The organism is Paraburkholderia heleia NBRC 101817, from assembly GCF_000739775.1.
GTDB lineage: Bacteria > Pseudomonadota > Gammaproteobacteria > Burkholderiales > Burkholderiaceae > Paraburkholderia > Paraburkholderia heleia.
Genome location: NZ_BBJH01000011.1, coordinates 1 through 25408, shown reverse-complemented (window position 1 = coordinate 25408; position 25408 = coordinate 1). Strand labels below are relative to the sequence as shown.

General features: G+C 65.9%; 22 protein-coding genes. 8 read left to right on the top strand and 14 right to left on the bottom strand.

Going from position 1 to position 25408, the window contains the following annotated elements; translation table 11 throughout:
- Window positions 1–21: 21 nt before the first annotated feature.
- The gene (locus BHE01S_RS11595; protein WP_042263976.1) at window positions 22–915 is read left to right on the top strand and encodes an alpha/beta fold hydrolase; all 894 of its coding nucleotides are present in this window, start codon (window positions 22–24) and stop codon (window positions 913–915) included.
- Window positions 916–965: 50 nt separating this feature from the next.
- Entirely contained in the window at window positions 966–1391 is a 426-nt protein-coding gene (locus BHE01S_RS11590; RefSeq protein WP_042263975.1) for a GFA family protein, read from the top strand.
- 106 nt (window positions 1392–1497) lie between these two features.
- Here BHE01S_RS11590 and BHE01S_RS11585 read toward each other — a convergent pair whose 3' ends face one another.
- The 3 genes from BHE01S_RS11585 to fae are packed head-to-tail and all read right to left on the bottom strand — an operon-like array spanning window position 1498 to window position 4518.
- Complete coding sequence (locus BHE01S_RS11585) at window positions 1498–2952, bottom strand: NAD-dependent succinate-semialdehyde dehydrogenase (RefSeq protein WP_042263970.1); 1455 nt, start codon at window positions 2950–2952, stop codon at window positions 1498–1500.
- Window positions 2949–3968: an aldo/keto reductase gene (locus BHE01S_RS11580; RefSeq protein WP_042263969.1), complete on the bottom strand. Its 1020-nt coding sequence runs from the start codon at window positions 3966–3968 to the stop codon at window positions 2949–2951. Before BHE01S_RS11580 ends, BHE01S_RS11585 begins: the two co-directional genes overlap by 4 nt.
- A gap of 28 nt (window positions 3969–3996) precedes the next feature.
- Window positions 3997–4518, bottom strand: a complete 522-nt coding sequence (gene fae / locus BHE01S_RS11575) for a formaldehyde-activating enzyme (RefSeq protein WP_042264148.1) — start codon at window positions 4516–4518, stop codon at window positions 3997–3999.
- 283 nt (window positions 4519–4801) lie between these two features.
- Here fae and BHE01S_RS11570 point away from each other — a divergent pair, with 283 nt between their 5' ends.
- The 5 genes from BHE01S_RS11570 to BHE01S_RS11550 all read left to right on the top strand — a co-directional run bounded on the left by BHE01S_RS11570 (window position 4802) and on the right by BHE01S_RS11550 (window position 9978).
- Window positions 4802–5839: an ABC transporter substrate-binding protein gene (locus tag BHE01S_RS11570; protein WP_042263967.1), complete on the top strand. Its 1038-nt coding sequence runs from the start codon at window positions 4802–4804 to the stop codon at window positions 5837–5839.
- 84 nt (window positions 5840–5923) lie between these two features.
- Window positions 5924–6898: an ABC transporter permease gene (locus BHE01S_RS11565; RefSeq protein ID WP_042264146.1), complete on the top strand. Its 975-nt coding sequence runs from the start codon at window positions 5924–5926 to the stop codon at window positions 6896–6898.
- 100 nt (window positions 6899–6998) lie between these two features.
- Window positions 6999–7823 carry a quaternary amine ABC transporter ATP-binding protein gene (locus BHE01S_RS11560; RefSeq protein ID WP_052405854.1) on the top strand — a complete coding sequence of 275 codons (825 nt, stop codon included), beginning with the start codon at window positions 6999–7001 and terminating at the stop codon, window positions 7821–7823.
- Window positions 7824–7833: 10 nt separating this feature from the next.
- A complete protein-coding gene (locus BHE01S_RS11555) occupies window positions 7834–9006 on the top strand; it encodes an MFS transporter (protein WP_042263965.1) in 1173 nt (390 codons plus the stop codon).
- 90 nt (window positions 9007–9096) lie between these two features.
- Window positions 9097–9978: a LysR substrate-binding domain-containing protein gene (locus tag BHE01S_RS11550; RefSeq protein ID WP_042264142.1), complete on the top strand. Its 882-nt coding sequence runs from the start codon at window positions 9097–9099 to the stop codon at window positions 9976–9978.
- On the opposite strand, the gene BHE01S_RS11545 is transcribed toward BHE01S_RS11550, so the two are convergent.
- From BHE01S_RS11545 to aldA, 4 genes are all read right to left on the bottom strand, one after another.
- Window positions 9948–11627, bottom strand: coding sequence for a GMC family oxidoreductase (locus BHE01S_RS11545; RefSeq protein ID WP_042263962.1), 1680 nt, complete (start codon window positions 11625–11627; stop codon window positions 9948–9950). The genes BHE01S_RS11550 and BHE01S_RS11545 overlap by 31 nt on opposite strands.
- Before the next feature lie 17 nt (window positions 11628–11644).
- Entirely contained in the window at window positions 11645–12862 is a 1218-nt protein-coding gene (locus BHE01S_RS11540) for a mandelate racemase/muconate lactonizing enzyme family protein (RefSeq protein WP_042263959.1), read from the bottom strand.
- A gap of 13 nt (window positions 12863–12875) precedes the next feature.
- Window positions 12876–14165, bottom strand: a complete 1290-nt coding sequence (locus tag BHE01S_RS11535) for an MFS transporter (RefSeq protein ID WP_042263957.1) — start codon at window positions 14163–14165, stop codon at window positions 12876–12878.
- Between the two features lie 261 nt (window positions 14166–14426).
- Complete coding sequence (gene aldA, locus BHE01S_RS11530; RefSeq protein ID WP_042263956.1) at window positions 14427–15848, bottom strand: aldehyde dehydrogenase; 1422 nt, start codon at window positions 15846–15848, stop codon at window positions 14427–14429.
- Between the two features lie 251 nt (window positions 15849–16099).
- Here aldA and BHE01S_RS11525 point away from each other — a divergent pair, with 251 nt between their 5' ends.
- Complete coding sequence (locus tag BHE01S_RS11525; protein ID WP_042263953.1) at window positions 16100–16828, top strand: DeoR/GlpR family DNA-binding transcription regulator; 729 nt, start codon at window positions 16100–16102, stop codon at window positions 16826–16828.
- Between the two features lie 45 nt (window positions 16829–16873).
- Here the strand turns inward: BHE01S_RS11525 and BHE01S_RS11520 are convergent, their stop codons facing one another.
- The 7 genes from BHE01S_RS11520 to BHE01S_RS11490 all read right to left on the bottom strand — a co-directional run.
- On the bottom strand, window positions 16874–17911 hold the full coding sequence (locus BHE01S_RS11520) for an ABC transporter permease (RefSeq protein ID WP_407669501.1): 1038 nt from the start codon (window positions 17909–17911) through the stop codon (window positions 16874–16876).
- A gap of 34 nt (window positions 17912–17945) precedes the next feature.
- Window positions 17946–19466, bottom strand: a complete 1521-nt coding sequence (locus BHE01S_RS11515; protein ID WP_042263948.1) for a sugar ABC transporter ATP-binding protein — start codon at window positions 19464–19466, stop codon at window positions 17946–17948.
- Window positions 19467–19539: 73 nt separating this feature from the next.
- The gene (locus BHE01S_RS11510; RefSeq protein WP_042263946.1) at window positions 19540–20544 is read right to left on the bottom strand and encodes an autoinducer 2 ABC transporter substrate-binding protein; all 1005 of its coding nucleotides are present in this window, start codon (window positions 20542–20544) and stop codon (window positions 19540–19542) included.
- 100 nt (window positions 20545–20644) lie between these two features.
- Window positions 20645–21682, bottom strand: a complete 1038-nt coding sequence (locus tag BHE01S_RS11505) for an ABC transporter permease (RefSeq protein WP_042263945.1) — start codon at window positions 21680–21682, stop codon at window positions 20645–20647.
- Window positions 21683–21721: 39 nt separating this feature from the next.
- The gene (gene rbsK / locus BHE01S_RS11500) at window positions 21722–22663 is read right to left on the bottom strand and encodes a ribokinase (protein ID WP_042263942.1); all 942 of its coding nucleotides are present in this window, start codon (window positions 22661–22663) and stop codon (window positions 21722–21724) included.
- Window positions 22660–23139 carry an RbsD/FucU family protein gene (locus tag BHE01S_RS11495; protein ID WP_042263940.1) on the bottom strand — a complete coding sequence of 160 codons (480 nt, stop codon included), beginning with the start codon at window positions 23137–23139 and terminating at the stop codon, window positions 22660–22662. Before BHE01S_RS11495 ends, rbsK begins: the two co-directional genes overlap by 4 nt.
- Before the next feature lie 50 nt (window positions 23140–23189).
- Window positions 23190–25408, bottom strand: a 2219-nt coding sequence (locus BHE01S_RS11490; RefSeq protein ID WP_042263938.1) for an aldehyde dehydrogenase family protein, incomplete at its 5' end; no start/stop codon positions are given.

Here is a 25408-nt window from a genome sequence, read left to right as displayed (position 1 = left end):
CTGAGCGCAAAGGAGCGCCCCATGCTTACCCATGTCGAAACCGGACTGCTCGACATCGCCTATGACGAACAGGGCGACGCGAAGGGATGGCCGGTCGTGCTGCTGCATGGCTTTCCCTATGACATCCACGCATACGAAGAGGTGACGCCACGCCTGATTTCCGAGGGCGCCCGCGTCATTGTCCCCTACCTGCGGGGATACGGCCCAACGCGCTTCCTTTCGCCCGCGACACTGCGCTCAGGCCAGCAGGCGGCGCTTGGCGCCGACCTGCTGGCGCTGCTCGATGCCCTTGAGATCGAGGGGGCCATCCTCGGCGGATACGATTGGGGCGGCCGGGCGGCGTGCATCGTGGCGGCGCTCTATCCGTCGAGAGCGCGGGGCCTGGTTTCGGTCAACGGCTACAACATCCAGAATATCGCCGCTGCCGTGCAGCCGGCCGACCCTGAAAAGGAACACCGCATGTGGTACCAGTATTACCTGCATGGCGAGCGCGGCCGGGCTGGATTGACCGAAAAACGCCGCGCGTTCTGCCGTCTCCTGTGGTCGCTCTGGTCGCCGACCTGGCGCTTCGACGACGACATCTACGCGCGCACGGCAGCGTCATTCGACAATCCCGATTTCGTCGACGTGGTGGTTCATTCTTACCGTCACCGTTTCGGACTGGTCGAAGGCGATCCCCGCTTCGACGACATCGAACGCCGCCTCGCCGCCGCGCCGCCGATTACCGTGCCCACGATCACGCTCGATGGAGATGCCGACGGTGTCCAGCCTCCCGGCGCACGCGAGACCGGCTCGAAGCGCTTCAGCGGGCGCCATGAGCACCGCATCGTGCCCAATGCTGGCCATAACCTTCCGCAGGAGGCGCCAGACGCGTTCGCCGCGGCAGTTCTCGACATCAACGCGTGGGCCGGTTGACGCCGCGTCCTTGCGCAACACGCTTGATCAGCGAAGGAGAAACCCGCGACATGGTGGCCGATACAAACCAACGCGCAGGCCGGTGCCATTGCGGCGCGGTGCGTTTCGTGGCGACGCTCAGCAACGGCCTCAACTCGATCCGCCGCTGCAACTGTTCTTACTGCCGTATGCGAGGCGCGATCATCGTCGCCGCAGAAATAGGTGGGATCGAGTTCCAGCAGGGCGAAGCGGTGCTAACGAGCTATCGCTTCAACACCGGAGCGGCGCAGCACTTCTTCTGTTCTCGCTGCGGAATCGCCACCCATCTTCAACGGCGCTCGAACCCGAACCTGTACGGCGTGAACGTGGCTTGCCTCGACGGCGTCAGCCCGTTCGATTTCGCCGAGGTCCCTGTCATGGACGGCGTGAATCATCCAAACGACACCGGCGGGCCGGCGCGCCTCGCCGGCACCTTGCGCTTCATTGCGGCCGACTGAGGCCGCAAACCTGTTCGCTCGTTCAAGAGAGGGCCCAAACAAACCGCCGCACTCTCGCGCGGCGGCCTTCCCCAAAACCTGGCAAGCGGGGTCACGGCGCGGGAAATCAGCCGAGCCCGCCCATCATCAGGTACTTTGTTTCAAGGTACTCGTCGAGCCCGTACTTCGAGCCTTCGCGCCCGAGCCCCGACTCCTTCACGCCGCCAAAAGGCGCGACTTCCGTCGAGAGAATGCCTTCGTTGATGCCGACCATGCCGCTTTCCAGCGCGCCGGCCACGCGCCACACGCGGCCAATGTCGCGTGCGTAGAAGTACGCGGACAGGCCGAAGTCGGTATCGTTCGCCGCCTGGATCGCTTCTTCCTCGGTCTCGAAGCGGAACACCGCGGCAACGGGGCCGAACGTCTCCTCGTGCGCGAGCATCATGCCGCCGTGCGCGCCCGTGATGACCGTGGGCTCGTAAAACGTGCCGCCCAGCGCATGTGGGCGGCCGCCGCATGCAATGACGCCGCCCTTCTCGAGCGCATCGCTCACGTGCGCCTCGACCTTGCGCAACGCCGCCCCGTTGATGAGCGGTCCTTGCGTGGCGCCCGGCTCCATGCCGCCCGACACCCGCAACGCGCGCACGGCCGCAACCAGTTTCCCGACAAACGCATCGTGTACACCGGCCTGCACGTAGAAGCGGTTCACGCAGACGCAGGTCTGCCCCGTGTTGCGGAATTTCGAGGCCATCGCGCCTTCCACGGCGGCGTCGAGATCGGCGTCGTCGAATACGATAAAGGGCGCATTGCCGCCCAGTTCGAGCGACACCTTCTTCACCGTATCGGCGGCAGCGCGCATGAGCAGCTTGCCCACGCGCGTCGAACCCGTGAACGAGATCTTGCGCACGGACTTCGAAGCCATGAGCGTGTCGCCGATCGCCGCGGCATCGCCCGAAACGACATTGAACACGCCGCGCGGAATACCCGCCTCGGCCGCCAGTTCAGCCAGCGCGAACGCCGACAGCGGCGTCTCTTCCGAAGGCTTGAGTACCATCGTGCAACCGGCCGCGAGCGCCGGGCCGGCCTTGCGCGTGACCATGGCGAGCGGGAAATTCCACGGCGTGATCGCACCGACCACGCCCACGGGCTCCTTCGTCACGACAATGCGCGCGCCCTTCTTCGGCGCGGGAATCACGTCGCCATAGGCGCGCCGCGCTTCCTCCGCGAACCACGTGAGAAAGCTCGCCGCGTATGCCACTTCGCCCATCGCTTCCGGGTACGGCTTGCCCTGCTCGGCCGTCATGATGCGCGCGAGATCTTCGCGATGCGCGTGCATCAACTCGCCCCAGCGGCGCACCTTCGCGCTGCGCTCCGCCGCCGTGGCGTCGCGCCATGCAGGGAACGCGTGCGAGGCCGCCGCCACGGCCTGCAGCGCTTCGCGTGCTCCGGCGCGGGTCACTTGCGCGAGCGGCGCGCCGGTGGCCGGGTCGATGACCGCATAAGTCGCTTCGCTCGCCACCCATTCGCCGTCAATGAAGCTCGAGGTGCGCCACAGGCGCGCTTCTTTTAATCCTCCAATCATGCCGCGATCTCCAGGCGTCGTGCCGCGCGCGGCACGCGCGGAATGCGCGCGCTCACGTAATCGTTGATCACGTCGCACGGCGTGTAGTTGCGCTCGAGTTCGTAAAGCTCGTCGGCGCTGAGTTGTGTGTCGAGCGCGGCGAGCGCGCTTTCGAACTGCGCGACGGTGTCCGCGCCCACGAGCATCGACGAGACACCCGCACGTCCCAGCACCCACGCCTGCGCGATCTGCGCGCTCGATACGCCGCGCGCCGCCGCGACTTCGGCCACCGAACGCGCGATATCGCGCGAGGCTTCATCGTCGTACATCTGCACGGTGAAGAAGTCGGTCTGGTTGCGCACCGACTTCGCGTCGCCGGAGAGCAGGCCGCGTGCGAGCGGACTGAACACCGATACGCCTACGCCCCGATCCTGGCAGAACGGAATCATCTCGCGCTCTTCCTCGCGATAGGCGCAGTTCAGCTGCAGCTGCATATTGATTGGGCATGCGAAGTGATAGCGCTCGCATGCCTGCAGAATCTTGGCGAACTGCCATGTGAACATCGTCGACACGCCGATATAGCGCGCCTTGCCCGCGCGCACGATGTCGTTGAGCGCGTCCATGGTTTCCTCGACCGGCGTGTTCACGTCGAAGTAATGCAGCATGTAGATATCGACGTAGTCGGTTTGCAGACGGCGCAGCGAGCCGTCGATGCCTTCCATGATGTGCTTGCGCGAGTGGCCCTGGTTGTTCGCGCCATTGCCGATCGGATAACCGACCTTGGTCGTGAGCACGAGTTCGTCGCGCTTCGCGAGCCGCCGCACGATGCGCCCGACGACTTCTTCGCCCACGCCCGTCGAATAGAAGTCCGCGAGGTCGATGAAGTTCACGCCCGCTTCGAGCGCGCGGCGCACAATGGGCTCGCTTTGCTCTTCGTTGTAGATCCACGGCTTCCATTCGGGCGTGCCCATGTTCATCGTGCCGAGGCACAGGCGCGACACCTTCAGGCCGGAGCGGCCAAGTTGCACGTATTGCATCGTAGTCACCTGTAACGATTGGCGCGGCTCAAGCCGCCCTGGCCTTCGGCGTGTAAAACGGATTGCTGATCTGATCCTTGATCTTCGCAATGTCGTCGAGCCTCGGCAGGCCGTTCATCGCGGCGCGAATGGCCGTCTTGCAGGCCACGTAATTGTTCTCGTACACGGCGTCGAGGTCGTCGCACGCCCCGTTCACCCAGTTCGCCGTGACGATGCACCATTCGTTCTCCGCATGCGGCGGCAACGTGCCGTCGAGCATCGCTTCCGTCACCGCCTTCGCGATGGCCGCCTGCGAGGCGCCCCACGTGGCGTTGCCGTGCAGGTCGCCGCGAATGTCGGCCTTGTTCACGTAGAGCGTGGCGGGCTTGACCGGCACGTTGGGCTGCACGACCACCATGAACGGCACGTGGCCTTGCGAAGGCGACGACAAGCTGTTCGTAAACGCCTGCCCCACCGGGCCATTGCGCGGGCCGATCATGATGTTGATGTGGGCAGCGTTTACGCCTGGTCCAGCGAAACCTTCGCCGATATAGACTTGCAGGTCTTTCATGTTTGACTCCGTCTCCTGTGTCATGAGTTCGAACTTGACCAGACGCATTCCAGCACACGCCGCGCACGCTCAAAAGCTATGAAATCTCATGGGGGCATGACGCGCAGTCATCGCTCTCGCATGCCATTCGCGTGATGAAAGTGGCATGAGATCAGGTAATGCATCGATGACTATTCGTGGCTTTCGCAACCCGAAATGCCGCGGCTAGACTCTGGTCGGACTGATTCGAAAAGCGGCGGCCCCACGCAGGCGCGCGCATACAATTCCAGTCACTGGAGACAACATGAGACGTATCACGCTGGCAGGCGTGCGTATTGCCGCCGCCCTCGCGCTGACCTGCGCGGCCACGAGCAGCTTTGCCGCCCCCGGCTGGTGCCAGGCGGGCAAAACCGTGAAGCTCGCGCAAATCACCTGGGAAAGCGGCGCGCTGATGACCGAAATGGTGCGCACGGTGCTGGAGAAGGGTTACGGCTGCAAGACTGAAGTCGTGCCCGGCGCCACGGCCGCCACCGAAACGGCGCTCACGAAAAACGACCTGCAGGTGTGGGCCGAGCACTGGACGGGCCGCAGCCCCATCGTTGCGCGCGGCTTGAAAGACGGCAGCGTGAAGCTCGTGGGCGAACTGATTCCCGGCGGCGACAAGGAAGGCTGGTACGTCCCCGACTATGTGATCCACGGCGACGCCAAACGCGGCATCAAGCCCATGGCGCCGCAACTGCGCTCCGTCGCGCAACTGCCGCAGTACAAGTCCCTCTTCACCGACGACGAGGAACCCGGCAAGGGCCGCTTCTACAACTGCCCTGCGGGCTGGGACTGTGAGCGCTTCAACAACCGCCTGCTCACGGCCTACAAGCTCGGCGACGACTACACGAACTTCCGCCCCGGCACCGGCGGCGCGCTCGACGCGGCCATCGCCTCGGCCTACGAGCGCGGCAAACCCATTCTCTTCTACTACTGGCGGCCCGCCGGCCTGATGGCGAAGTACCGCTTCGTGCAACTCGAGGGCGCACCGTATTCCGACGCCTGTTGGGACACCATCGCCGATCCGAAGGGCGCGCCGTGCGCCTCCGCGTTCAAGGTCTCGCATCTGAAGGTCGCGGTCTCCACGCCGTTCTACGAAGCGGAGCCGGACGCCGTCGCGTTCTTCGGCAAGGTGAGCTTGCCGCTCACGCTCGACGAACAACTGGTCCAGCAGATGCACGACAAGAAGCTCGACGCTTCCACGGTCGCGCGCGCGTTCTTCGAGCAGCATCCGGAAATCTGGAGGCAATGGGTCACGCCGGAAGTCGCGGCGCGCGTGCAGGCCGGGCTGCGCACGTAAGCCACCGGTGTGACCCCGGCATGGCCACACAGCACGGCCGCACGACAGTACGCATCACATGACACACGCAGAATGAGGCTCACGATGCTCACCAAAGGATCTCCCTTTCTTCACCTCTCGATCGCCGACTGGGTCAACGATCAGGTCGCTGCGTTCGTGCAGCGCTACGGCGACGCGTTCCACAACTTCAGCGTGCTCATGCTGCGCGACCTGCTCGTGCCGCTCGAAAGCCTGCTGCGCGCCACGCCGCCCACCGTCGTGCTCGCCGCCGTGGGCCTGCTCGGCTGGCATGCATCGCGGCGCATCGGCGTGGCGCTGCTGTTCGTCGTCCTGCTCTGGCTGATCGGCTGCTTCGGGCTGTGGGACAAGCTCATGCAGACCTTCGCGCTGATGGTCGTCGCCACGCTCGTCTCCGTCGTGCTCGGCGTGCCGCTCGGCATTCTCGCGGCTTCGAGCAGCGGGCTGCGCCGCGTGCTGCTGCCGGTGCTCGACGTGATGCAGACGCTGCCCAGCTTCGTGTACCTGATTCCCGTGCTCATGCTGTTCGGCCTCGGCAAGGTGCCCGCCATCCTCGCCACGGTCGTCTATGCGCTGCCGCCGCTCATTCGGCTGACCGACCTCGGCATCCGCCACGTGGACGCGGAAATCGTCGAAGCCGCGCGCGCCTTCGGCACCACACGCATGCAATTGTTGTTCGGCGTGCAGTTGCCGCTCGCACGGCCAAGCATCATGGCCGGCATCAACCAGACCACGATGATGGCCCTTTCCATGGTCGTGATCGCCTCGATGATCGGCTCGCGCGGTCTTGGCGAAGACGTGCTCGCGGGCATTCAGACGCTCGACGTGGGCAAGGGCACGCAAGCGGGCGTCGCCATCGTGATCCTCGCGATCGTGATCGACCGTATCAGCCAGGGTTACGGGCAGGGCCGGCGCACGCGCGGCCTCGCGCGCAGATCCAGGCAGCCCTCGCGCATTCCGTTTCGCCGCGTTCGCGAACAGGCAGGCGAAAGCGCGGACGCGGCCGGCAGCAGCGACCTGACGAGCCAGCCGGCCAAGTAACGAACGCGAAAGCAACAGCGCGGGCACAATGCGCCATCCATGGCGCAAATCCGGCCGGCGCATCCCGCATACGCAATGAGCATGGAATGAGGTAACGATCATGAGCGGCATCGAAGTCAAGAACGTCTACAAGATCTTCGGCACGCGCGACGCGGGCCAGCGCGCGCTCGAACTGCTGCGCGGCGGCGCGGGCAAGGCCGAGGTCCTCGAGAAGACGCGCTGCAATGTAGGGCTCAACGACGTGAGCCTGTCGATCGGCTTGGGCCAGATCTTCGTCATCATGGGCCTTTCGGGCTCGGGCAAGTCCACCCTGGTGCGCCACTTCAACCGGCTCATCGAACCGACCGTGGGCGAGATCCTGATCGACGGCAAGGACGTGCTCAAGCTCTCCGACAACGGCCTGCGCGACTTGCGCCGTTACGGCGTGAGCATGGTGTTCCAGAGCTTCGGACTCCTGCCTCACCAGACGGTGCTCAACAATGCCGCGTATGCGCTCGCAACGCGTGGCGAAAAGAAAGCGGCGGCGCACGCGAGCGCGCGCGAATGGCTCGGCAAGGTGGGGCTCGCGGGTTATGCGGACCACTATCCCGACGAGCTTTCGGGCGGCATGCGCCAGCGCGTGGGCCTCGCCCGCGCGCTCGCCGCCAACACCGACGTGCTGCTGATGGACGAAGCGTTCTCCGCACTCGATCCGCTCATTCGCACCGAGATGCAGGACCAGCTGCTCGAACTTCAGGCCACGCTCAAGAAGACCATCGTGTTCATCACGCACGACCTCGACGAGGCGCTGCGCATCGGCAACCAGATCGCGATTCTGCGCGACGGCCGCCTCATCCAGTGCGGCACGCCCGACGACATCCTGCACCGCCCCGCCGACGACTACGTGCGGCGCTTCGTCGAGCGCCGCGCCGGGACGACGCACTAAGCCGCCGTACATGCGGGCGCTCATCGGCCTGCTGGGCGGCTATACGATCCTCGTTTGCGGGAACAGCCTGCTCACGACGCTGATCTCGCTGCGCATGCTGCACGGCGAGCGCACCGCGCTCGCCGTCGGCCTCGTGCAATCGTGCTATTACGTCGGCTTCATCGTGGGCGCGCTGGGGCTCGGCCCGATCGTCGGGCGCATCGGGCCGCAGCGCGCCTTCATCGGCTTTGGCGCGCTCGCGGCGCTTGCCGCGCTCGGTTACCTCTCCTTCGATTCCCCTGACGTTTGGGCCATGCTGCGGCTTATCACCGGCTTCAGCATGGTCGGCGTGTTCACCTCGATCGAAAGCGGCGTGAACGGCGCGGTGCCGAACGAACGGCGCGGACGGGCGTTCGCGCTATATCTCGTGCTCACGTATCTCGGCGTGAGCGCCGGGCAATTTCTGCTGGGCGTGGGCGCACCCGGCGGCATCTTCGAGCATGCGCTCGTGAACGGGTTGTTCGTGACCGCGCTCATACCGGTGGCGTTGATCGGCGAGTGGCAATCGGCCGAAGCCGCGCTGCCCGCGCCCGTGGCCGAGGCGCCGGCTTCCGCGCTCGCCACGCCCAAGCGCCCCACGCTGCTGCTCGACGGCCTGCGCGAACTGCACCGCGTCGCGCCGCGCAGCGTACCGGCCTGCATCGGCGCGGGGCTGCTTTCCAGCGCGTTCTATGCGCTCACGCCGGTGTATCTCGCGCGCATCGGTTACCCGGCCAGCGGTATTTCGCGCGCCATGGGCGTCGTGCTGATCGGCGCACTGCTTTCGCAATGGCCCGTGGGCCGCCTTTCCGACCGCCTCGGGCGGCGCGCCACGCTCGGCCTGATCTCGCTCGTCTGCGCCTGCGCGGCCGCGGCGCTCGCCGTCCTGCGCGCACCGGTTCTCGTCGATGCGATCCTTTTTCTCTACGTCGCGCTCACCTTCACGCTCTACGGCGTGATCGTCTCCGACGTGAACGACCGTGTCGATCAGGCGCGGCGCGTGCAGACGAGCGCGACGCTGCTGCTCGTCTTCTCGCTCGGCGGCGCGGCCGGTCCCACCGTCGCCTCGCTGTTCATGCGTCTTCTGGGGGCGGGCGGCCTCTATGTGTTCGCGCTCGTCGTCACGCTCGGGCTCGCCGCGCTCTCGCGCTCACGGGGCGTCTGAATGGCGGCGCCGGCCGGTATACTGCGTCGTTTGCAAGAGGCGCCGTTTCGAGACGGCGCCCGGAGCGAGGAGACGACCTTGAAGCGAAAGATGCCGGCGCTGAACGCCCTGAAGGCGTTCGAGGCGGCAGGCACGAGCGGCAGCTTCACGCGCGCCGCCGAGCAGCTGAACGTGACGCAGAGCGCGGTGAGCCGCCAGGTGCGCCAGCTGGAGGAACAGCTTGGCGAGGCGCTGCTCGAGCGCCATCACCACCGGCTCGAACTGACCGAAGCCGGGCGCGCGCTGCTGCGCACGCTCCAGCAGTCGTTCGACCGCATCGAACTGACTGCGCGCACGATCCAGCAGAAGAGCGACCTCAACCGCCTGCGCGTGAACGCGCCGCCCACCTTCGCGAGCCGCTGGCTCGTGCCGCGCCTCACGCGCCTGCACGCGCGCCATCCCGAGTTCGAACTGAGCCTCACCACGCATCTGCAGGACAGCCTCGCGGATTCGACGGCGCTGGACTGCGCAATCCGCTTTGGCGACGGTGAATGGGAAGGCCTCGACAGCTCGCTGCTGATGCACGAATCGCACATCGCCGTATGCGCACCCGCGCTGCTCGCGCACGGGCCCATCGACCTCACGCAGCAAACCTTGCTGCACGTGCTCGCGGGCGACAACCAGCGCTATCTCACGTGGCGGCACTGGCTCGACGCGGCGCGCATCGAGGACGTGGACACCTCGGGCGGCTACGAATTCGACCTGCTCGACCACGCGATCCGCGCGGCCATCGAAGGGCTCGGCGTGACGATGGCCGACCGCCACATGATCGGGCATGAACTGGCCCAGGGCCTGCTCGCGCCCGTGCGAGACATTCACGTGGACGGCCGCCAGTCATACTGGTTCGTCGTGCGGCCCGAACAGAAGGCTTCGAAGCCGTTGCGGCTTTTCCGGCAATGGCTTCAGGACGAAATCGCGGCTGCCACGCGCTGACGGCCCTGCGCGACGGCCTGCGCGGCAATGGCCTGATCGGCGTCTTCCAGAATCAGGTCTGCGCCCTTTTCCGCGACCATCATCGTCGGCGCGTTGGTGTTGCCCGATGTGATATTCGGGAAGATCGACGCATCGACCACGCGCAGGCCTTCGATGCCATGCACGCGCAGGCGCGCGTCCACGACCGCCGTGCGCGGGTCCGGCCCCATCGCGCAGGTGCCGCACAGGTGATAGATCGAGCCGCTTTGCTCGCGGAAGAACTTGAGCATGCTCGCGTCGTCGGTCACCTCGCCTGCGGGCGTCACCTCGGCTTCGGTGATGTCCTGCAATGCGCGCGCCGTCATCAGCTTGCGCACGAGGCGGCTGCCCGCAATCGCCTCGTCGCGGTCCTTCTGCGTCGAGAGGTAGTTGCCGCGAATTTTCGGCGCGTCTTCCACGTTCGCCGAAGCGATCTCCACCGAGCCGCGGCTCGTGGGCCGGCACGGATTGAAGCAGACGAGAAAGCCCGAGTACGGCTCCGGCGTAAGCTGCGCCCGATTCGACTTCGGAATGCGGTACGACAGCGGATTGAAGTACACCTGCATGTTCGGGTGCGCCACGTCCTGGCTCGTGCGGAAGAAGCCGCCCGACTGGTTCACGCTCATCGAGAACGGGCCCTTGCGCGTGAACACGTATTGCAGCCCGAACTTCAGCTTGCCCGTCCAGCTGCGGAATGAATCGTTGAGCGTCTTCACACGCGAGCGATAGTAGAAGCTCACGCACAAATGGTCCTGCAGGTTCTGCCCCACCGCAGGCAACTCGTGCACGACGTCGATGCCGTGCTTCGCGAGCAGCGCGCGCGGCCCCACGCCCGATAGCTGCAACAGCTTGGGCGAATCGACCGCGCCGGCCGCGACAATGACCTCGCGATTGGCATGAAACGTGCGCTTTATGTCTTGCTGCACGATCTCCACGCCGATGGCGCGTTTTTGAGCCTCGTCGAACAGCACTCGCGTGGCGCGCGCATGATGCTCGATCTTCAGGTTCGGGCGCCGCCCCGCGCGATGCAGGTAGGCCACGCTGCTCGAATCGCGCTTGCCGTCGCGCGTATTCACGTCGTAGATGCCCACGCCTTCGAGCCGCGCGCCGTTGAAGTCGTCGTTGCGCTCGTAGCCGAGCTGCGTGCAGCCTTCGACAAAGGTGCGGCAAACCGCATGCGCGCCCTCCTTCATCGGCGTGATGCGCACCGGACCGTTCGCGCCGTGCCACGGCGTGTCGCCGAGCGGATGCGACTCGAGCTTGCGAAAGTATGGCAGCACCTCCTGGTACGACCAGCCCGCATTGCCCGCCGCGGCCCAGTCGTCGTAGTCGCGCGCGGCGCCGCGCACGTAGATCATGGCGTTGATCGCGCCCGAGCCGCCCTGCACCTTGCCGCGCGGCGCGTAGATCTGCCGGCCCGCAAGCTCCGGCTCCGGCTCGCTGTAATACATCCAGTTGTACTGCTTGTTGTAGTACAGCTTGGCGAAGCCGATGGGAATCTTGAACCAGAACGAATCGTCGGGTCCGCCCGCTTCGAGCAGCAGCACCGAATGACGACCGGAAGCGCTGAGCCGCTCTGCGAGAATGCAGCCCGCCGAACCGGCGCCGGCGATGATGTAGTCGTAGTTCATCTGAATGCTCCGGCAGATCAGCCGCGTGCGGGCGAGGTATCGCGCACGTCGGCGGGCTGGCTCGCCATCTGCAAATGCAGACGCTTGCCCGTATACGGCGAATGCGCGCGCACGACGTCCATGTCGAGCTCGACGCCGAGGCCCGGCGCCTTCGAGGGAATGATGTACCCTTCTTCCCACTGAATCGGCTGCTTGAGCACTTGCGCGTGGAAGCCACCCCACGTGCCGATGCTTTCCTGAATCAGGAAGTTCGGCGTACAGGCCGCGAGCTGAATGCTCGCCGCCGCGCCGATGGGTCCGTTGTAAAGATGCGGCGCGATCTGCGCATAGTGCACCTCGGCAAGCGTCGCGATCTTTTTCGCTTCGAGCAGGCCGCCCACGCGCGCCACGTTCAGTTGCAGGATCGACGCACCGCCCGCCTGCAACAGCTTGTGGAATTCGTATTTGGTGGTGAGGCGTTCGCCCGTGGCAATGGGAATCGACGTGTGCTTCGCGACATTGGCGATGGCCTCTTCCTGGCCCGGCGGCACGGGCTCCTCGAACCACAGCGGGTCGTACTTCTCGAGCCGCTTCGCAAGCCGGATGGCCGAAGAAGGCACCATCTGGCCATGCGTGCCGAACAGCAGATCGGCCTTGCTTCCCACCGCTTCACGCACCTTTCGGCAGAACGTTTCGCAACGGTCGAGCACTTCGAGCGAGAGCTGATGCCCCGAATAAGCCGTGTACGGACCTGCCGGGTCGAACTTGACCGCGGTGAACCCGCGCTTCACATTCCCGGCAGCGCATTCTGCGGCGAGATCAGGGTCGTCGTAGTCGTATTCGCCCTGCGCGTTCTTCGGGTACAGGTAGGTATACGAACGAAGACGCTCGTTCACCAGGCCGCCGAGCAACGCGTACACGGGCTTGTCCGCCGCCTTGCCGACGATGTCCCAGCACGCCATCTCCAGGCCGCTCACGATACCCATCATCGTGAGGTCCGGGCGCTGCGTGAATCCGCTCGAATAGGCCTCGCGGAACAGGCGCTCTACGCGATGCGGATCGTGGTCCAGCAGGTAGCGCGTGAAGACGTCTTCGATTGCGTGCACCATCACGTCGGGATGGAACGTGGCGGCATAGATTTCGCCCACGCCTTCGATGCCGCAATCGGTTTTCAGCGTAACGAAGATCCAGTACATGCCGCCGAGGTGCGGAGGAGGCACCGCAACGACGTGCGTTTCAATTGCAACGACTTTCATGGTTCAGGCTGTTTCAGGCAGGTTTGGAATGGGTCGTGCGCTTGAGCACGAGCGCAGCGATACCGCCGAGCGTGCCGATGGCGGCCACATAGGCGAAATAGATCTGGTAGCCGGGCATGCCCGCGTAGCGCTCGGTGATATAGCCGTTCACGAGCGGCAGGAAGATGTCCGACGAATAGCCGATCAGCGAAACGAGACCGATGGCGAGACCCGTGATGCGCATGGGAATCGCGCAGTAGTCGAGCAGCGTCCAGTAGAGCCCGCGAATCGCGTAGGTCACGAGGCCGATGAACAGCACCACTGCGCCGAGCAGCGCCATGTTGCGCAGCGCGGGCAACAGGATCAGGCCGATCAGGCCCGCGACGGCCAGGAACAGCGCCCAGATCAGCACGCGCAGGTTCGAGAGGCGGTCGCCGAGAAAGCCGCCGCCAATGCCGCCGATGGGACGCATCCAGAGCTTCGCGGTCGTGACCATGCCGGCCGCCACGACGCTCATATGCATCTCGCCCTGCTGGAGATACGCGGAGAAGCTGTAAGTCGCCCAGAAGATCTGGTAGCCGCAGAACACCACGGCCGCCATGAGCCAGAGCTGGGGGATCGCGGCGAGCGTCGCGAGATCGCGCCACAGCGAGCCCTTCGCATTCGCCTCGACCGGATTGCTTTCGGCCTGCTCGCGCGCGGGATCCTTGAAGAAACTCATCAACGCGCCAAGGGCGATACACGTGAAGGAATACAGATAGATCACGTGACGCAGGCCCGCCGCTTCACCGCGCCCCGAGCCGGTGGCGGCGGCAAAGAGCGCGAGCGCGGCGGTAGCGAGCATTGCTTCGACGAGCCCGCGTCCGCCGTCGAGCAGCCCGAAAAAGCGGCCTTGTTCGTTTGCCGCCGCGATCATGCGCACGCGTTTGAGCACCGAGGCCCAGAACGTGAGGCCGGTCGTGACGCCCCAAAGACAGAAGATCACGAGGAGCGCATGGAACGAAGGCGCCGTGGAGTACCAGAGGCCCAGCGCCCCGGTGCCCACGAGCGAAAAGCAGATCAACAGGCGCGGCGCGACGCGGTCGGCGAGCCAGCCGCTCGGCAGATAGCACACGAAGAACACGATGCCGAGCACCGAGTAGAGATAGCCGAGTTGGGCGTTGTCGATATGCAGGACATCGAGCATCGTGGTCTGGTAGACCTGACGCAGATACAGCAGCGGATAGATGCCGCCCGCGGCGAGCACGAGCAGCAGCAACTGCGCGTAGCGCTGCATGGAGCCCGCTGCGGCGGGCGTGAGCGATGCGGTTTCGGCGCGCGGCATTGCCGGCGCACTGGGCTTTCCGATGGACTTCTGCAAGATTGTCTCCTGTCTCCTGTCGACCAGAGTTAGCGCTTTAGTGCTTACTCTGGTCCCATGCAAAGCTGTCGACCAGAGTTAGCGCTTTAGTGCTTACTCTGGTCCCATGCAAAGCTGACGCCGGTACGAGGGCCGTTGCCCGCGCGAGGCGTTTTTTCTTTATCTGTGGCGCACTCGCACTGCGAGAGAGGCGCCCCTTTTGCGATTAATCTGGATGCCGAATGATCAAAACGGCATCACGACAAGGCGCGTCTGCGTGAATTCGAGCATGCCGTGCTTGCCGTCGTCGCCGCCAAGGCCCGAGCGCTTCCAGCCGGCGTGATAGCCCTGATACGGGTCCGCAGGCGTGCGGTTCACGTACAGTTCGCCGGCCTCGATCTCATTCGCGACGCGCATGGCCGTGCGGTAGCGCTCCGTAAAGAGCACCGACGAGAGGCCGAACTGATGATCGTTGGCCATGCGCAGTGCGTCGTCGAGCGTCTCGTACGAAAGCACCGGCAGCACCGGCCCGAAGATCTCTTCCTGCACGATCTCCATGTCCTGGCGGCAATGCGTAAGCAAGGTAGGCGGATAGAAATGACCCTTGCCTTCGGGCACGTAACCGCCCGTTTCGACTTTCGCGCCCCCGGCTGCCGCGCGCTCGACCATCGCGTGAATTGCGGCGCGTGCGCTTGCGCTCACAAGCGGACCCATGCGGGTGGCATTTTCGGCGCGGTCGCCGAAGCGCACGGCGCTCATCCTCTCGCGCAGCAACGCGACGAAGCGGTCTTGCACCGAAGCGTGTACGTACACGCGTTCGATCGCCGTGCAAAGCTGGCCGCAGTGCGTGGTTTTCGAGCGCACAATGGCCGTCGCGGCGGCTTCGAGATCGGCGTCGTCTTCGACGATCGCGGGGGTCTTGCCGCCCAACTCCAGCGACGGCCTGGCAATGTTTTCCTTGCAGTAATCGAGCACCTTGCGGCCCGCGCTCACGCTGCCCGTGAGCGTGATCATGCCGACGTCCGCCTGCGTGCAGAGCACGGCGGCGGTGTCGTGGTCCATGGCCAGCACGTTGAAAATGCCCGGCGGCAGTTCCGCTTCCCGCGCGGCGCGCGCCACTTCGAACGCCGAGCACGGCGTGTTGTTGCTCGGCCGCACGACCACCGCGTTACCCGTGATCAGCGCCGGCGCGACCTTGCGCAGCAGCGTGTACACCGGGAAATTGAACGGAATCAGGCACGCGGCCACGCCGATCGGCTCGCGCATGAGAATGAGATTTTCGTTCGCGCTGTCGCTCGGAATCACCTCGCCTTCGATGCGGCGCGCCCACTGCGCGTGATAGCGCAGGATTTCGGCAGCGTATTGCGCTTCGGCGGTTGCGTCCGCGACGCTCTTGCCCGACTCGGCGGCAAGCGCCGCGCCGATCTTCGGCGCGCGCGCCACGATCGCGTCCGCAAACCGGTTCAGGATCGCGCCGCGTTCGGCGGCGGGCAACTTGCGCCAGGCGCGCTGCGCGGCCTTGGCGGCCACGACCGCGCGAACCGCGTCGGCGGCGCTCGCCGCGCTCACGTGGCCGATCGCGTCGCCGGTTGCGGGGTTATGGACGGCGATGTGCGGCCCTTCGGCGCCGACGAACTGCCCATTGATGAAGTTGAGGTCTGATCGCATGGATTGCTGCCGGTTTGGCGTTGCCGCCGCTTCATGAGAAAGGGCAGTATCCATGCGGCATCGGGACGCCACAAACGATTAATTGTCGAGCGGAGCATGCGAAAAACGCATGCTTGCCGAAGCGGGCGCGACATCGGCAGGAGCCAAACTGCGTGGCCATCACACGCCTTGCTTGTTATAATTCGATCAAGCGAACGAAACAAATCTAACGTTCGCCGGAACGCAGCACACTCCGGCGCAGCGCCCACTCCATGGCCAAAACCGATCGGCTGCGCGCCCTTGCCGACGCGCTCGCAAAACACAACGTCATGCATCTGCGCGATGCAGCCAGCGCGCTGGGTGTCTCCGAAATGACCGTGCGGCGGGACATCGCCGCGAATCCCGAGCGTTTCACGTATCTGGGCGGCTATATCGTGAGCGCGCAGGACGTGCCCAATACCGCCGGCTACTCGCTCGAACACGAAAAGGACCACTTTGCGCAGGCCAAGGCGCAAGCGTCCGCGCACGCGGCGCGGCTCATCGCGCAAAACGACACCGTGTTCATCGACTGCGGCACGACGCTTGCCGCACTCGCGCGGCTCATCCCTTCCCAGCTGCAGGTCACGGCGGTGTGCTATTCGCTCAACGTGGCCGAGATTCTGCGGCGCATGCCCAACGTGCGCATGATCTTGCTGGGGGGCGTGTATGTCCCGTCGTCGGACTCGTTTGCCGGCGAGGAGAGTCTGGAAACGCTGCGCCGCATGGGCATCAACAAGGCGTTTATTTCAGCGGGCGGCGTGGACGCCACGCACGGCGTCACGTGCTGGAACTTCCACGAAGTGGCGCTCAAGCAGGCCGCGATGGCCAGCGCCGTGGAAAGTCATCTCGTTGTGGACGCAAGCAAGTACGGCATCGTGAAGGCATGGCGCTTTTCGCAGATGGACGACTTCGACTCCGTCATCACCGAAAAAGGCCAGACGCTGCGCAAGCACAGCGCGTAAGCGGCGACCGGCCGCCCCGTGCCGGTCGCGCCAATAACCGCCGGCTCAGCCGCGCCGGCGCAGCGCGAACAGCGTGCCGGCCACCAGAATGAACGCGCCGACAATCACCTTCTGCCACGTGCTCGGCACGCCCACGAGAATGAGCACGTTGTTGATGAGCGTGACGAGCGCCACGCCGAGCAGCGTGCCCACGACCGTGCCGCTGCCGCCCGTGATGCGCGCGCCGCCCAGGATCACCGCCGCGATCACGTCGAGTTCGGAGCCCACCAGGTCGAACGGATTGGCAAGCCGGTTGTTCGCCACGTGCAAAATGCCCGCCACGCCGGCGAGAAACCCCGTATAGCCGAACACGAACAAGCGGATCGCGCGCAGGTTGAAACCGAGCCGCTCCGCAATCGCCGTGCTGCCGCCCATGGCGTAGACGCCGCGCCCCATCATCGTGCGGTTGAGCAGCCACCACGTGAGAAGCGCGCCTGCCACGAGTGCGATCGCGGAAACCGGCAGCACCGCGTTGAGCCCGTCGGCGGTCTTGTAGGCGATGAGCGGAATGCGGCCGAAGTGGTCCATGCTGTGCGGGATGTTCATGAAGAACGTCGTGCCCACGAAGGTGAGCAGCAGCCCGCGATAGAGGTACTGCGTGCCGATCGTCACGATCAGCGAGGGCGCCTGCAGCCGGTGCACGAGCATGCCGTTGATGACGCCGAGCACGATGCCGCCCGCGGCGCCCGTGAGCAGAATGAGCGCAAACGGCGCATCGGGCCACCACGCGAACACGGCTTTCGTGATCGAGTACATCGTGAGCGCGCCGATCGCCGTGAACGAGACGTCGATGCCGCCCGACGCCAGCACGACGAGCGTGCCGAGCGCAAACAGCGACGTGATCGTGGCCGAGTGCAGCAGGTCGAACAGCGTGGCCCACTGCAAAAAGCGCGGGTTGATGGAAGCGACGATCACGCAGGTAACGACGATCAGCGTGGCCGTGAACCATTCGGGGTTGCGGACAAGCTTCGCGCGCCAGTTGAGCGGTACGCTCTGGCGCGCGACTTCGACGGTGTTGGACGACGTGCTCATTGTCTGATTCATGCTCATGCGGTGTCCGGCAAACGTTACGCGGAATTCAGGCTGCCTCTGCAAGCAGCGCGCGGTACAGCTCGGCCTCGGTCAGGCCGTCGGCGTGGTGCTCTTCGGCGAGACGGCCCTTGCGCATCATCAGCACGCGGTCGCAGTTCTGCAGCAGCTCGGGCAGGTCGTCGCTTACGAGCAGAATGCCGATGCCGCGCTGCGAGAGCCGCTGCATGATGCGATAGATGATGTCCTTCGAGCCGACGTCCACGCCCACGGTCGGCCCGTGCAGGATCAGCACGTGTGGGTCGATGGCGAGCCAGCGGCCAATCAGCACGCGCTGCTGGTTGCCGCCCGACAGCGACTGCACGGCCTTCTCCACATCGGGCGTGGCGATCTGTAGTTCCTTCACGGTGCTTTCGGCCAGCGCGCGTGCGCGCGTGCGGTCGATCTGCCCGAAGCGGTCGCGCAGGCTCGCGATCATCGCCGTGATCACGTTGTCGCGAATCGGCTTGTCGAGGAAAAGGCCTTCATTCAGGCGGTCTTCCGGCACGTAGCCAATGCGTGCGCGCCTCGCGTCAGCCGGCGTCGAAAGCCTGATCGCGCGGCCTTCGAGTACGATCTCGCCCGCATCGGCGGGCGCGACGCCCGCAAGCGCACGCGCGAGTTCGTTGCGGCCCGAATCGAGCAGGCCCGTCACACCGAGAATCTCGCCGCGATGCAGCTTGAACGACACGTCGCTGAACAGACCCGCGCGGCCAAGGCCGCGAACGTCGAGCAGCACGTCCGCCTCGGCCGCGGCGCTGCGGTAGCGTTCGGTGGAAAGCTCGCGGCCCGTCATCAGTTCGCTCAACTGCGCCTTGGTGTACTGCGTGATCGGGCCTTGCGTCACTTTCTGGCCGTCGCGCAGCACGATCACTTCGCCGCCGATCGCATAGCACTCGTCGAGCTTGTGGCTCACGAACAGCACGGTCACGCCCTGCGCGCGCAACTGGCCGAGCACGGCGATGAGATTGGTCACTTCCTTTTGCGTGAGCGAGGTCGTGGGCTCGTCCATGATGACGAACTTCGCCTCGCTCGCAATGGCGCGCGCGATCGCCACGAGCTGGCGCGTGGCGAGCGGCAGTTGCTCGATGAGCGTCGCCTGAAAATCGGCATCGCCCGGCAGGCCCACGGCCTTCAAGGCGCGCTCGGCCGTGCGGGCCAGTTCGCGGCGGTCGAACGTGCGCGCGAGACGCCCGGCATGCTCAGCGAGTTCGGTAGTGAGCCCGACGTTCTCCGCCACGCTCATGTTGGGCAGCAGCGAAAGATCCTGGTAGACGGTCTCGATGCCCGCCGCGAGCGATTCGAGCGGCGTGAGCCGCGCGTGGCGCGCGCCGTCGATCACCAGTTCGCCTTCGTCGGGCGGCTGCGCGCCGGAGATGATCTTGATGAGCGTGCTCTTGCCGCACCCGTTCTCGCCGAGCAGGTGATAGATCTGCCCGCGCTCGAACGCGAGCGTCACGCCGCGCAAGGCGTGCACGCCCGTGAAGCGCTTGTGCACGCCGAGCACCTGCAATAACGGTTCTGAAGCCATGTCGTCTCTTCGTTGCGTTACGGCGAAGCGCGCGCCCGGCTCCATGACCGTTGCGCGCGCCACCTTCTCCCGATCAGAAGTTGTATTGCTTGTAGTTCGACTTGTCGACGCTCACCCAGCCCTGGCCGCGCACGATGATGCCCTTGCCCGGACCCTTCGACACCGTGACCTTCTCGTAGCCCGGCAGGCCGAGGTTCGCGCCGTTCTCCACCGTCTTGCCTTCGATCAGCATCAGCGCGATCTTGTTCATGGCGATGCCCGCCAGCTTCGGATCCCAGAATGCAATGCCGTTGATCGCGCCGCTTTCGAGGTACTTGCCGGCCTCGGTCGGCAAGCCCGTGCCATACACGCAGATCTTGCCCTGCAGGCCCGCTTCCTCGACCGCGCGGCCAATGCCGATCACGTCGAGCGACGACGAGCCCTGGAAGCCCTTGATGTCCGGATGCTTGCGCAGCACTTCCTTGGCCACTTCATACGCGTGCTCGCCGTCGTTGTTGGTTTCGAGGTTCGTCTCGACGAGCTGCATCTTCGGGAACTTCTTCTTCGCGTTGTCGATGCCGCCGTTGGCCCACTGCACCTGCGAGCGGCTGCCGAGCGAGCCGACCATCGTCGCCCACTTGCCTTCGTCGTGCATGCACGCGGCGAGGCGGTCGTTGAGCGCGGCGCCGTAGGCGGAATTGTCGAACGCCTCGACGTCGACCATCGTGTTCTTTTCGTTGTCGGCTTCGTGCGTGACGACCTTGATGCCGCGGTCCATCGCCTTCTTGAGCGCCGGTTCGAGCGTGGGCGGGTCATACGGCACGACGGCGATCGCGCTCACTTTCTTCGCGATCAGGTCGTCGATGATCTTCAGTTGCTGCGCGGCGTCCGCGCGGCCCGGCCCCGTCTGGTAGACCGAAACGTTCGGGTTGTCCTTGCCGAATTCCTTGACACCGTCGTCCATGCGGTTGAACCAGCTGATGCCGGTCACCTTCACCACCGTGACGATGGTCGGGTTCTCCGCCGCATACGCCACGGCCGCCATGCCGGCGGCGAGGGCACACGCCGTGATTGCCACGCTGAGTCGCTTGATCTTCATGTGATGTCTCCGTTTTTTATTAGCCGATTAGCCGTCGCCCCGAAAGAGATGGCGGCGGACCTCCGAGGCTCGAGGCCCGCCTGCTGCACGGTTGCGCCGGTCAACCCGAAGTCCGCCCTTTGCCGGCAGATGGGGAGCCGCCCAGACCGAATATTGCGCGTACGCGCTCGCCGCCCGCGAACGCGAGCGAGAGCAGCAACAGGAAGCCCCAGGCGCAATCGCCGAAAAACTGCGAAACGCCCATCAGATTGAAGAGGCTCGAAAGGAATTGCAGCACCGTTGCGGCGAAGAACACGCAGATGATGCGTCCATAGCCGCCCGCCGGATTCACCCCGCCCATCACCGCAATGAGAATGGCGATCAGCAGATACGAATTGCCGTAGTCCCACTTTGCACTGAGCGTGTGCGAAACACTCACGAGCCCCGCGAGCGAAGCGAGCACGCCGCACATCGCGTAGGTCATGATCAGCATGCGCGCACGCGGAATGCCGGCATAGAACGCCGCGCGCTGGTTCGTGCCCATGAGGTAGAGGCGCAGCCCGAACGGCGTGCGCCTGAGCAGCCACCCGAGCAGCACGACTACGGCCACGAACAGCAGGAACGAGATCGGCACCTGGAAGAACGTGCCGTTGCTGATATCGGCGAGCGGCTCGACGTAATCCACGTGCACGGAGGCGCCGTTGCTCAGCGCCACCGCGAAGCCCGTGAACAGCAGTTGCGTGCCGAGCGTGCAGAGAATCGGCGTGAGCCCGAGACGCGCGATGACCACGCCGTTGAGCAGGCCGCCGAGGAGCCCCATGCACAGGACGATCACGCAGAAGAGTGCCGTGTACAGCACAGGCGAGTCGTCGCCGCTCACGAAGCGCGGCACGATGAGCGCGGCGATCATGCCGGAAAGATTCGCGAGCCCCACGCCGGAAAGGTCGATGCCGCCGTTGCCCGACAGCATGGAGAGCATGATGCCGAGCGCGAGCAGCGCGACTTCGGGCAGTTGCGCGCCCATCGACTGCAGGTTGTCGATGCCGACGAACTGCCCGCGCGACACCCAGACCGCGACCAGCACGACCAGCAGGTTCACGGCCAGCAGGAAGTTCAACTGCCGGTCGCCGAACCATTTGGCAAAGAGTGCAGACTTCATGGACCTCATCCTTTGCGGTGTGTTTTCACCCGGCAACGCTCAATGCGCACCGGCGTTCGCCGTGCCTGCGAGCATGGCGTCGACTTCTTCCTTGCGCGGCATGGAGGGCGCGGTGCCCGCGCGCGTAACGGAAATGCCCGCCAGCGCGCAGCCGAAGCGCGTAGCCGTGAGCGCGTCGTCGCCGCGCGCGAGCGCCGCCGCGAAGCCGCCCGTGAAGCCGTCGCCCGCGCCCGCCGTTTCCACCACCGGGCCGCAATGGAAAGCAGGAAGCAGCACCGATGCATCGCGCGTATGGAACAGCGCGCCGGCTTCGCCCAGCGTCACGATCACGGCGCCCGCGCCCTTGGCAAGCAGCACGTCGGCGGCGCGGCGCGCGTCGTCGGCATCGCGGATCTCGATGCCCGTGAGCGCCTGCGCCTCGGTCTCATTGGGCGTGACGTAGTCGCACAACGGGAAAATGTCGTCGGGCAGCGCCATGGCGGGCGCCGGATTGAACACCGTCTTCACGCCATGCCGGCGCGCGAGTTCGAGGCCGCGCCGCGCTGCCGCGAGCGGTTGTTCGAGCTGCGTGACGAATACCTGGGAGGCCGCAATATCGGCTTCGATCGCTTCGGCGTCGCCGGGCTCCATCGTGCCCGCTGCACCCGCTGCGACGATGATCGCGTTCATGCCCGTCGTGTCGTCCACGAAGATGTGCGCCGCGCCCGTGGCCAGCCCGTCCACCGCCTGGGTGCGCGCCGTGATGCCTTCGGCGGCCCACGTCGCGCGCGCGATGTCGCCGAACGCGTCGTTGCCCACGCGCGTGCAGAACACCACCTGCGCGCCCGCGCGCGCGGCGGCCACGGCCTGGTTCGAGCCCTTGCCGCCCGGCCCCATCGCGAATGCCGATCCGGCGAGCGTCTCGCCGATCATCGGCATGCGGCTCGCGCGGAACGCGAGATCGGTCACATAGATGCCGAGAATGACGACCCGTCCGCTCATTGGCCGTGCTCCTGCGTGCGCGGCGCGTCGGGTGCGAGCAGCACGCCTTTGGTGAACACGAAGCAGCCATAGCCGCGCGTTTCGCCCGTGGCGATCACACAGTAGGCCTTGCGGGCGCGCGCATAGAACGCATGACGCTCGATGGGCGCAAACGGCACGGCGCGGCCTTCCGCGGCGTCGACCTCGGCCTGCGCTTCACGCTGCACGGCGGGAATCGTGTCGGGTTCGCCCACCACTTCCATGCGCATGGCCGGGGCCTCGACAAACGTGTCGAGCGGCAGCACGGAGAGGATCGCGCGCACGGCGCGGGGCGCATCGGCGCCGTCGATGCGCAGGAGCTTGCCGAGCACCGTGGCGCGCGCAACAGAGTCGGCGGGAAAGTTAGCGTCGCAAACGACGAGTTCGTCGCCGTGCCCCATCGCGCGCAGCGCTTGCAGGACATCGGCGTTCAGCAGCGGGTCGAGATTCTTCAGCATTTTTTGTCTCCTCCGGTATGGGCGTGGCGTCTCTCTCTCTTTCGAAGCGCTCAGTCGCCGTACGGTATCCAGATGTTCTTCACCTGCACGGCATGGCGCAGGAACGGCAATCCTGCGCTCGTCCGGTCGAACCAGTCAACCTCGCGGCCATGATCGACGAAAGTCCGCTTCAGATTGCCAACCGACTCGCGCTCCACGAGGGACGAATCGGCCGCCGTGCCGAAGCACCAGAGCGCGTCCACGTCGTCGTGCTTCGCGAGGGCCGGCAGCAGCGCAGCGCGCTCGCCGGTCAGGATGTTGAGCGCGCCCGCAGGCACATCCGAGGTCTCCACGACCTGGTAGAAGTCCGTTGCCGCCAGCGGGCACGCCTCGCTCGCCAGCGCCACGACGCGATTGCCCATCGCGAGCGCCGGTGCGATCAGCGAGACGAAGCCGAGCAGCGGCGCTTCGTCGGGGCAAGCGATGCCGACCACGCCAAGCGCCTCGTGCATGGCGAGCGCGACACCGCGCAACGGCGGCGTGTGCACCGCGCCATCGAACTTGTCGGCCCACGCCGCGTAGCTGAACAGCCGGTCGATCGCCATCTCCACTTCACGCCCGGCCGCGCGCGCGTCGTGCCCCGCGCGCCGCGTGAGTTGCCGCGCGAATTCTTCGGCGCGCGCGCTCAGGTTTTCCGCGAGGTAGTACAGCACCTGGGCGCGAGCGTGCGTGCTCATCTGCGTCCACTTGCTCGCGCCGCGCGCGGCGGCCACGGCATCGCGCACGTCCTTGCGGCTGCCCGCGCCCACTTCACCGACCCATTCGCCGTTCGGCGCGTAGACGGCATGCGAATAGCCGCTATCGGGCCGCACCTGTTTGCCGCCGATAAAAAGCTTCGCAGTGCGATCGAGACCGGTGCCCGCGTGCGCAAAGTCCTGTGCGGGCGAGCGCGCCTCGCGCTGTGCGCGCATCGGCAGGGTGCTCCATGCCGCGGGCTTCAGATATTCGAACACGCCTTCGCGGCCGCCCTCGCGCCCGAAGCCCGACTCGCGGTAGCCGCCGAAGCCCACGCTCGCGTCGAACAGGTTCGTCGCGTTGATCCACACCACTCCGCATTGCAGGCGCGGCGCGATGTCGAGCGCGCGCCCGATGGTCTCGCTCCACACGCTCGCAGCGAGCCCATAGCGCGAATTGTTCGCGAGCGCCACGGCCTCTTCCGGCGTACGAAAGTTCATGGCCGCGAGCACCGGCCCGAAGATTTCTTCCTGCGCGAGCGTCGAGGCCGGTCCAATGCCCGTGACGAGCGTCGGCGGATAGAAGCAGCCGCCCGAGGGCAGCTCGACTTCGCGCGGCTGCCACACGTTGCAGCCTTCGCGCCGCCCGGCTTCCACGAGCGACTCGATGCGTTCGAGCTGCACCGGATCGACGATGGCGCCAATATCGATGCCCTTGTCGAGCGAAGGCCCGACGCGCAGCGTCGCCATGCGGCGCCTGAGCTTCTCGAGAAAGCGCGCCTCGACGCCCTCCTGCACCAGCAGCCGGGAGCCGGCGCAGCATACCTGGCCCTGGTTGAACCAGATGGCGTCCACCACGCCTTCCACGGCGCCGTCGAGGTCGGCGTCGTCGAAGACGATGAACGGCGACTTGCCGCCCAGTTCGAGCGTGAGCGACTTGCCCGTGCCGGCCGTGGCGGTGCGGATGAGGCGGCCCACTTCGGTCGAGCCGGTGAAGGCGATCTTGTCGACGCCGGGATGCTCGACGAGCGCCGCGCCCGTGCTGCCGTCGCCCGTCACCACGTTGAGGACGCCCTTGGGCAGCCCCGCGCGATGCGCCAGTTCGGCAAACAGCAGCGCGGTGAGCGGCGTGTATTCGGCGGGCTTGAGCACGACGCAGTTGCCGAGTGCGATGGCGGGCGCCACTTTCCACGCGAGCATCAGCAGCGGGAAATTCCACGGCACGATCTGGCCGATCACGCCAAGCGGCGACCAGCCGGCCAGTTCGCTCTCCTGAAGTTGCGCCCAGCCCGCGTGATGGAGGAAATGGCGCGCCACGAGCGGCACGTCGATGTCGCGCGCCTCGCGGATCGGCTTGCCGTTGTCGAGCGCTTCGAGCACGGCGAAGAGGCGGCTGTGGCGCTGCACCATACGCGAGAGCGCGTAGAGATGCCGCGCGCGCGCCGCGCCGCCCATGGCATACCACCCGGGCTGCGCCGCACGCGCCGCCGCGACGGCCGCCGCCACATCCGCCGCACCGCCTTGCGCCACGGCGGCGAGCGTCTCGCCCGTGGCGG

Excerpts from the sequence above, each read along its gene's own strand:
- BHE01S_RS11590 (WP_042263975.1), top strand. The coding sequence starts at position 966 with ATGGTGGCCGATACAAACCAACGCGCAGGCCGGTGCCATTGCGGCGCG.
- BHE01S_RS11495 (WP_042263940.1), bottom strand. The coding sequence starts at position 23,139 with ATGCTGAAGAATCTCGACCCGCTGCTGAACGCCGATGTCCTGCAAGCG.
- BHE01S_RS11540 (WP_042263959.1), bottom strand. The coding sequence starts at position 12,862 with ATGAAAGTCGTTGCAATTGAAACGCACGTCGTTGCGGTGCCTCCTCCG.
- BHE01S_RS11520 (WP_407669501.1), bottom strand. The coding sequence starts at position 17,911 with ATGAATCAGACAATGAGCACGTCGTCCAACACCGTCGAAGTCGCGCGC.
- BHE01S_RS11535 (WP_042263957.1), bottom strand. The coding sequence starts at position 14,165 with ATGCCGCGCGCCGAAACCGCATCGCTCACGCCCGCCGCAGCGGGCTCC.
- aldA (WP_042263956.1), bottom strand. The coding sequence starts at position 15,848 with ATGCGATCAGACCTCAACTTCATCAATGGGCAGTTCGTCGGCGCCGAA.
- BHE01S_RS11505 (WP_042263945.1), bottom strand. The coding sequence starts at position 21,682 with ATGAAGTCTGCACTCTTTGCCAAATGGTTCGGCGACCGGCAGTTGAAC.
- BHE01S_RS11510 (WP_042263946.1), bottom strand. The coding sequence starts at position 20,544 with ATGAAGATCAAGCGACTCAGCGTGGCAATCACGGCGTGTGCCCTCGCC.
- BHE01S_RS11550 (WP_042264142.1), top strand. The coding sequence starts at position 9,097 with ATGCCGGCGCTGAACGCCCTGAAGGCGTTCGAGGCGGCAGGCACGAGC.
- BHE01S_RS11595 (WP_042263976.1), top strand. The coding sequence starts at position 22 with ATGCTTACCCATGTCGAAACCGGACTGCTCGACATCGCCTATGACGAA.
- BHE01S_RS11525 (WP_042263953.1), top strand. The coding sequence starts at position 16,100 with ATGGCCAAAACCGATCGGCTGCGCGCCCTTGCCGACGCGCTCGCAAAA.
- rbsK (WP_042263942.1), bottom strand. The coding sequence starts at position 22,663 with ATGAGCGGACGGGTCGTCATTCTCGGCATCTATGTGACCGATCTCGCG.
- BHE01S_RS11515 (WP_042263948.1), bottom strand. The coding sequence starts at position 19,466 with ATGGCTTCAGAACCGTTATTGCAGGTGCTCGGCGTGCACAAGCGCTTC.
- BHE01S_RS11545 (WP_042263962.1), bottom strand. The coding sequence starts at position 11,627 with ATGAACTACGACTACATCATCGCCGGCGCCGGTTCGGCGGGCTGCATT.
- BHE01S_RS11555 (WP_042263965.1), top strand. The coding sequence starts at position 7,834 with ATGCGGGCGCTCATCGGCCTGCTGGGCGGCTATACGATCCTCGTTTGC.
- fae (WP_042264148.1), bottom strand. The coding sequence starts at position 4,518 with ATGAAAGACCTGCAAGTCTATATCGGCGAAGGTTTCGCTGGACCAGGC.
- BHE01S_RS11565 (WP_042264146.1), top strand. The coding sequence starts at position 5,924 with ATGCTCACCAAAGGATCTCCCTTTCTTCACCTCTCGATCGCCGACTGG.
- BHE01S_RS11560 (WP_052405854.1), top strand. The coding sequence starts at position 6,999 with ATGAGCGGCATCGAAGTCAAGAACGTCTACAAGATCTTCGGCACGCGC.
- BHE01S_RS11585 (WP_042263970.1), bottom strand. The coding sequence starts at position 2,952 with ATGATTGGAGGATTAAAAGAAGCGCGCCTGTGGCGCACCTCGAGCTTC.
- BHE01S_RS11570 (WP_042263967.1), top strand. The coding sequence starts at position 4,802 with ATGAGACGTATCACGCTGGCAGGCGTGCGTATTGCCGCCGCCCTCGCG.
- BHE01S_RS11580 (WP_042263969.1), bottom strand. The coding sequence starts at position 3,968 with ATGCAATACGTGCAACTTGGCCGCTCCGGCCTGAAGGTGTCGCGCCTG.